Source organism: Paraburkholderia sp. BR13444, from assembly GCF_040948755.1.
Lineage (GTDB): Bacteria > Pseudomonadota > Gammaproteobacteria > Burkholderiales > Burkholderiaceae > Paraburkholderia > Paraburkholderia youngii.
Window position 1 is genome coordinate 116,526 of the sequence record NZ_JBFPKM010000022.1, and the last position, 6,984, is coordinate 123,509.

At 62.5% G+C, this 6,984-nt stretch carries 7 protein-coding genes; 6 read left to right on the forward strand and 1 reads right to left on the reverse strand.

Going from position 1 to position 6,984, the window contains the following annotated elements:
• Positions 1 to 66: 66 nt before the first annotated feature.
• The 6 genes from AB3X95_RS36135 to AB3X95_RS36160 all read left to right on the forward strand — a co-directional run bounded on the left by AB3X95_RS36135 (position 67) and on the right by AB3X95_RS36160 (position 6,239).
• A complete protein-coding gene (locus tag AB3X95_RS36135) occupies positions 67 to 1,287 on the forward strand; it encodes a Bcr/CflA family multidrug efflux MFS transporter (RefSeq protein ID WP_176121398.1) in 1,221 nt (406 codons plus the stop codon).
• A 156-nt stretch (positions 1,288 to 1,443) separates the two neighbouring features.
• On the forward strand, positions 1,444 to 1,980 hold the full coding sequence (locus tag AB3X95_RS36140) for a VOC family protein (protein ID WP_368623767.1): 537 nt from the start codon (positions 1,444 to 1,446) through the stop codon (positions 1,978 to 1,980).
• A gap of 95 nt (positions 1,981 to 2,075) precedes the next feature.
• Complete coding sequence (locus AB3X95_RS36145; protein ID WP_184227090.1) at positions 2,076 to 3,206, forward strand: porin; 1,131 nt, start codon at positions 2,076 to 2,078, stop codon at positions 3,204 to 3,206.
• 15 nt (positions 3,207 to 3,221) lie between these two features.
• Entirely contained in the window at positions 3,222 to 4,502 is a 1,281-nt protein-coding gene (locus AB3X95_RS36150; RefSeq protein WP_184227091.1) for an MFS transporter, read from the forward strand.
• A 19-nt stretch (positions 4,503 to 4,521) separates the two neighbouring features.
• Positions 4,522 to 5,379 (forward strand): alpha/beta fold hydrolase, encoded by an 858-nt coding sequence (locus tag AB3X95_RS36155; protein WP_184227092.1) that lies wholly within the window; start codon positions 4,522 to 4,524, stop codon positions 5,377 to 5,379.
• Complete coding sequence (locus tag AB3X95_RS36160) at positions 5,376 to 6,239, forward strand: alpha/beta fold hydrolase (RefSeq protein WP_368623768.1); 864 nt, start codon at positions 5,376 to 5,378, stop codon at positions 6,237 to 6,239. Before AB3X95_RS36155 ends, AB3X95_RS36160 begins: the two co-directional genes overlap by 4 nt.
• A gap of 100 nt (positions 6,240 to 6,339) precedes the next feature.
• Here the strand turns inward: AB3X95_RS36160 and AB3X95_RS36165 are convergent.
• Positions 6,340 to 6,984, reverse strand: a 645-nt coding sequence (locus tag AB3X95_RS36165) for a cytochrome P450 (RefSeq protein WP_368623769.1), incomplete at its 5' end; no start/stop codon positions are given.

Consider the following 6,984-nt stretch of genomic DNA (forward strand, 5'->3'; position numbering starts at 1 on the left):
GTGAGTGTGCCCGCCCGCCGGTTTTTTCTGGCGAGTACGAACCGAACCGCTTCCAACGGAACTGCGATGCCCCACCTGACTCGACGCCGGCCGGATCGGCGGCTGATCCTGTTGCTTGGCGCGCTTGCCGCCTGCGGTCCGCTCGGGACCGATATCTATCTGCCGAGCCTGCCGGCGATTGCCGCATCGTTCGGCGTCCCGGCCGCCGCTGCGGCGGCAACGCTGACGGCTTTTATCGCCGGGTTCTCGATCGGCATGGTGCTGTACGGTCCGATCTCCGACGCGTACGGGCGACGTCCGGTGCTGCTCGCCGGTCTCGGCCTGTTCGTTGTCGCCAGCGTTGCATGCTGGCTCTCGGCCTCCATTAACCAGCTCATAGTGATGCGCTTTTTGCAAGCGCTCGGGGCAGGCGCTGCCTCGGTGCTTGCGCGGACCATCGCGCGTGATGCGCACGAGCCCGGCGAAGCGTCGAAAGTGCTGTCGATGGTCGCGCTGGTCACCTCGGTCGGACCGCTGCTCGCGCCGTTGATCGGGGGGCAACTGCTGCTGCTCGGCGACTGGCGTACGGTATTCGTCGCACTGACGCTGTTCGGCGCGTTCTGTTCAGTGGCCGCGTGGCTGCGTGTGCCGGAAACGTGGCCGCGGGAGAAGCGCGCTAACCAGGCCGTGTTGCAGTCGTTCGCCGCATACGGGCGGCTGCTGCGCGATCCGGCCGTCTGGGGGCATCTGCTGTGCGGCGGGATGGTGTTTGCCGCGATGTTCACCTACATCACGGAGACGCCGTTCGTCTATATCCAGTATTTCCATATCTCGCCGCAGCACTATGGCCTGTTCTTCGCACTGAATGTGCTCGGCATCATGGCCGGCAACTTTCTGAACACGCGCTATGTCGGCCGGTTCGGCGTGTTGCGGATGATTTCCGCCGCATCGACGCTCTCGTCTGGCGCAGCACTGTTCGTCGCGTTTGCATGCTTGACCGGGTGGGGCGGGCTGTGGTCGATGGTGGCCGGACTGTGCTGTGTCATCGGCGTGGTGGGACTGCTTTCCGCCAATTGCGCGACCGATCTGATGTCGCGCTATCCAGACAATGCCGGCGCGGCAGCGGCGCTGTTCGGCGCGACCCAGCTCGCCTTCGGCGCGCTGGCGAGCTTCGTCGTCGGACTGTTTCCGGGGATCTCGCCGGCCGGCATGGGCTGGACCATCGGCGTGTGCGGCGTGCTCGGCTACGTCGGCAGGGTTTTGATCGTGCGGGGACATGGACGAGAGGCCCTGGCGCTGTCGACGTGAATGTAATGAAGGCGCCTGGATGATCTGAAGTCATTCAAGCCGCGAAAATGTTGCTTTGTCGTAGAGTTTCGGGCCCGTAACCTTGGCTCATGGAGTGCCACGGACGACGGCCCGTCGATCAAATACCAAAACGACCCATCTAACAGGAGACTCAGCATGTCACAGGCACTCAAGGCCAGATTCAAACACGTCGGCATCCATGTCATCGATGTCGACAGGATGGTGGAGTTTTACCAGCGATGGTTTGGCCTGGTGAAGACGGACGAGGGTAGCGGGCCTGTCGGCAAGGGCGTATTCCTGAGCTCGGACCCCACCGAACATCATCAGATCGTGTTCGTGGCCGGGCGTGAACCCGGCAGCAAATCCATCATTAATCAGCTGTCGTTCATGGTCGATGGGCTGCCCGAGCTGAAAGCCTATTACAAGCGGGCGCAGAATGAAGATCGCAAGATTACCCAGGTCAAGAGTCACGGCAACTCGCTGAGCCTCTACGTGCTCGATCCAGAAGGCAATCAGATGGAAATCTATTGCGACACGCCCTGGTATGTCAGCCAGCCGGTCAGCCTGCCGCTGGACCTGACCCAGTCCGATGAGGAAATCCTCGCCGGGGTGGAGCGCGCGGTGCGCGCCAATCCGACCTTTATGATGCAGGACCAGTGGGTGAAGCAGGCGAGGCAGCTGATGGGCGGCTGATACAAGGCCGGCCTGATGGAGCAGGTCGGCATCCCCATCACTAGTTCTGCAAATTAAAAAATGGCGGCACGACCGCCAATCAGGAGACAGCAGCAATGAAGTATCGAGTATTGGCGGCGACTTTTGCTGCGATGTTCGCAGGGGCCGCGCATGCGCAAAGCAGTGTCACGCTTTACGGCATCATCGATGACGGCCTCAGCTACATCAGCAACCAGGGCGGCCACAGCACCTTCAAGATGGACAGCGGCGTGGTCGCGTCGGACCGCTGGGGCTTGACGGGCAAGGAGGACCTGGGGGGCGGCCTGCGAGCCGTCTTCACGCTGGAAAACGGCTTCGACGTCAATTCGGGTGCTGCCGGGCAGGGTGGCGCGCTGTTCGGGCGGCGCGCATTCGTCGGCCTGTCGAGCGACCGGTTCGGTACGCTGATCGCCGGTAACGACTACGACTTCATCTACGACTACGTGACGTTCTACACGAACACGGCACAGTTCGGCGGCGTGTACTCGTTCCATCTCGGCTACGACATCGACCGGCTGGCGGGCGAGCAGGTGCACAACATGGTTCGCTACGAGACCCCGAACATCGCCGGTTTCGGCGCCGGCGCAATGTATGGCTTCAGCAATACGGCAGGCGCGTTCGGCGGCTCCCCAACGGCGCCCCGGACGATCAGCGTGGGCCTCAAGTACAGCCCGACCGGCAGCTTCAATGCGCCCTATTCGTTCGGCGCGGCATTCACGAAAGTCGACGGCGGCTATAGCGTACCGGGAGCGGGCACGATCGCCCAATATGCGCTGGGTGCGAAATCGATCTACACCGCGGCCCTCGGCGGACTCGTGAAGCTCGGCAATTTCGCCATCAACGGCGTGTACACCTATACCAACGCGTCTGACACTCCGCTCGGCACGGTGACCGTGAACGCCTATGAAGGCGGACTGAGCTGGCATCCGGCGCCGGATTTCCTGGTAGGCGCGGGCCTCGCCTATGTCGATCAGCGCAAGCTCGGCAAGTACAACATCGGGACTCTCGGTGTCGACTATCGGCTGTCGAAACGCACCGACCTGTTCACGGTCGGCACCTGGCAGCACGCGTTTGCGGGCGCGAAAGTGGCAGGAAATTTCTATGCGGTGACGCCGTATTCGCAGTCGCCGACGATGCCCAACGGTGTGGGTGCATCGTCGACGCGGACGCAAACGATCGTGCAACTCGGCATTCGCCACGTGTTTTAAGAAGGAGAGAAGATTATGAGCAGCAGTCCTCTTGGCACGAAAATGATGCCCTCGCTCGAAGCATCGTCGAAGATGACCCGATCCGCGGGCCTGTGGATCGTTTGTGGTGCCGCCATCGGCCTGATGTTCGGCTTCGGGCCGCTGTTTTTCAGCGTCGCGGGCGTGTTTCTGAAGCCCATGGCGGCGACCTTTGGCTGGGGCCGCTCCGACGTGGCGGTGCTGCCGATGTTCTCGCTGATCGGGACGACGCTAGGAGCGCCGGCAGTCGGCTTTCTTGCCGATCGGCTGGGCTGGAGCAAGGTCGTCGCGGGTTCGATCGCGCTTCTCGCGGTTTCGCTGGCTGCGCTTGCAGTTGCGCCGGCTAATCACGCCTATTTCGCCGCGGTCGGTTTCCTGATCGGCTTTCTCGGCTCGGGGACCACGCCCGCAGGCTACCTGGGCGTACTGCCGCGCGTCTTCGACAAGCGCCTCGGCATGGCGTTCGGGTTCGCGATGATCGGTACCGGTGTGGGTGGCTTCTTCGCACCCATCGCCGCGAACCGGCTGGGCGTGATGATGGACTGGCGCCATTGGTTTGGCGCGAGCGCGCTGGTCGTGCTGGTGCTCGGCTTCGTGGCGCATCGGCTGATGTTCCGCAATCTGCCGGAACAGAAGTACTTTGCCGCGGATGCAAGGGCGGCGGCATCGGTCGACCCGGGGCTTACGCTCGGCGAAGCGGTGCGCGGCTATCGCTTCTGGCTGCTCGCGATCGTCATGTTCCTGATTTCGAGCGCGATTCTTGGTGGCTTCGTGCATCTTGCTCCGTTCGTTAGCGACCGGGGGCTTGGACACGATGTCGGCGCACAGGCGGCGGGCTTCGTCGGTGCGGGTCTCGCGATTGCGCGGGTAGGGCTTGGCGCAGTGCTCGACCGCGTGTTTGCTCCATTCGTGGCCTGTGCCGCCTTTTTTGTCGGCGCGGTGGGTTTTGCGATTTTCCTCACTGGCGCCGCGCACGTGCCGGCGTTGATCATTCTGGCGGCGTTGCTGCTCGGCATTTCGACGGGCTCGGAAGGGGATCTGATTCCGTTCCTCGCGCGCAAGTATTTCGGCAATCGCTCGTTCGGCTCGATTTACGGCTGCCTGTTCGGCGCGGCGACGCTGGGCGGCGCGGCCGGCCCGTTCCTGTACGGCCTTGCATTCGACCGCCTGGGCTCATATGCGCTGGTGCACGAAGTCTCGCTGGTTGCGTGCGTCGTCGGCGCTGCCGCGATCCTGCTGCTTGGGCGCTACCCGGCAATGAAGGCCGCGGGCGAATAACGATTGGGATGACACTTCAATGATGCTGACAAGAGACAACACTTCGAAATTCGTGCAGGCGGGCGCCGTCAAGGTGCACTATCACGAGGCCGGTACAGGGCCCGTCCTGCTGTGCATTCATGGCGGTGCGCCAGGTGCTTTCGGCTGGGGGAACTTCGGCCGCAACCTGGAGGCGTTGTCGCGCCATTTCCGCACGCTCATCGTCGACCTGCCGGGCTACGGCAAATCCGACAAGCCGCGGATCGAGGGGCCGCGCACCAGTTTCTATGCGCGCACCTTCCGCGACATGCTCGAGGCGCTGGGCATCGCCAACGCGCATGTAATGGGTCTGGCGACCGGCGGTTCGGTAGCCTTGAAGATGGCGATCGACTATCCGGAGCTGATCGATCGCTTGGTGGTGATCAGTGCGCCCGGCGGGCTATCGCTTTTCCAGCCCATGCCGCCCAGGCCGGATACGCACAATTACTACGCCGGCGAAGGTCCGAGTATGGAGCGCATGCGTGCCAATCTCGAGCGGCTCGTCTACGACCCGACGATCCTCACCGACGAGGTGATCCGCGAACGCTACGAGGCGAGTATCGAGCCCGAGTTCATGAATCAGGCGCCGGAAGGTCACGGCGGCAAGCCGGGGCAGACACTGGAGCCGTTGTGGCAGGACCTGCACAAGATTCAGGCCGAGACGCTCGTCATCTGGGGACGTAATAACCAGACGATCAACTACGACAATGCCCTGTTCATGTTGACCCGCATTCCCCGGGCGCGCGTCCATATCCATGGCAACTGTGGACTGTGGGTGCCCTACGAGAAGATGGAAGAATTCAACAGTAATGTCACCGGCTTCCTGTCGGTGGACCTGACGGCGAGGCCTGCACAATGAAGAAGCACACCAGCATCTGGCAACACCTGTTCAAGACGCCCCACCAACTGGCGTGGGTCGATGTCGCGGATGTCGATACGCGCTATCTGGAAGCCGGTCCGGCCGATGCGCCGGTGGTGATTCTGCTGCATGGCACGGCGGGCAGTCTGGAGAATTTCGGCGCGAACTATGCGGCGTATGCCGGCCATTTCCGGGTCATCGGTCTGGACATGCTGGGCTGCGGCTGGACCGACAAGCCCGATTACGACTACCTGATCGAGGACTACGTCGAGCACGTGCGGGGCTTCATGGACGCCATGGGTATCGCGAGAGCCGCGGTTGTCGGCGTGTCTCTGGGCGCCTGGGTGGGCGCGGCACTGGCATTGGCCCATCCGGCTCGTGTCGACAAGCTGGTGCTGGTGGCCCCCGCGGGCATCATCGTCGATCCGGAAGAGGAGCGACGCTTTGCCGAAGGTGTGCGCAAGAGCCGTTCTTCCGCCGCGGCCGAACCTGGCTGGGAAACTGTTTCCGCTGCCTTGAAAGCGCTGCTTCTGGACCCGGAGGCACTGTCCGACGAACTGGTTGGCGTGCGCCTAGAGATTTACCGCGACCCGCGCATGAAGGCCGCCATGCCCCGTCTTCTGGCCTTCTCACTGGGCGGCCAGGCCCTCAGCGAGGAAGCGTGGCGCAGCCTGACCCTGCCTGTGCAGGTGATCGCTGCCGTTGATGCGCCCAATATGTTTCTCAGCAACGCCCATGCGATCGCCAGGACCGTACCGAACGCGCAGCTCGTGGAAATCAAGGGCTGTGACCACTGGGCACAGTATGAACAGCCCGAGAGATTCAATCAGGAGAGCATTGCATTTCTGCAAGAAGCCTGATCATGCAGACGCCGAGCGCTAACCTGGCGTAATGGAGCGGGCCTGGCGCCGATGGTGTTCAACACCGGCGCCAGTGTCACTCACGCTCTTTGATCTTGCATCAGTTGACTGCGCGCTTAGCGTCGGAATCCCACAAAAGCGATACACGCGTCACGCAGTTCACCATTCCCGCTTCGAAGCTGATTTCCCCATGCGGATCCAACGAGAAGTCGGGAATGCGCTTAAACCACTCCTCGAGAAACACGCGAATCTCACTGCGCGCAAGGAGCGCACCGGCGCAGCGATGAGGACCGTTGCCGAAGGCCGCATGTTGCGAAGCATTGGCACGTGCGAAGTCTGCATGCATCGGGCACTTGAACTTGCGCTCGTCCATACCGTGTAGCAGCGGACGGACGTACACCCGATCGCCCGCTTTGAAATGCAGGCCCTTGTATTCGAAGTCGCGCGTCATCACCCGGCCTGTGCTCGAAGGCGCGAACATGCGCAGCAATTCCTCCACCGCGTTGCCCGCCAGTTCCGGGTGTTCCGCCAGCTGACGACGATGCGCGGGATTACGAGCGAGATAGAGCACCGCAAAGCCCATGGTGGACGCGACAGTGTCGAGTCCGCCAAAGATGCCGTTCACCATCATGCCGCGGATCTCTTGCTCCGTGAGGGGCCGGTCGAATACGGTTCCATTCACTATCGCGCTGATCAGGTCCGTACCCGGCTCTTTCTGGCGCTCACGAATGATGCTCTCCAGGTA

Bases quoted from the DNA above. Each gene is read 5' to 3' on its own strand.
- AB3X95_RS36135 (WP_176121398.1), top strand. From the start codon at position 67: ATGCCCCACCTGACTCGACGCCGGCCGGATCGGCGGCTGATCCTGTTG.
- AB3X95_RS36140 (WP_368623767.1), top strand. From the start codon at position 1,444: ATGTCACAGGCACTCAAGGCCAGATTCAAACACGTCGGCATCCATGTC.
- AB3X95_RS36145 (WP_184227090.1), top strand. From the start codon at position 2,076: ATGAAGTATCGAGTATTGGCGGCGACTTTTGCTGCGATGTTCGCAGGG.
- AB3X95_RS36150 (WP_184227091.1), top strand. From the start codon at position 3,222: ATGAGCAGCAGTCCTCTTGGCACGAAAATGATGCCCTCGCTCGAAGCA.
- AB3X95_RS36155 (WP_184227092.1), top strand. From the start codon at position 4,522: ATGATGCTGACAAGAGACAACACTTCGAAATTCGTGCAGGCGGGCGCC.
- AB3X95_RS36160 (WP_368623768.1), top strand. From the start codon at position 5,376: ATGAAGAAGCACACCAGCATCTGGCAACACCTGTTCAAGACGCCCCAC.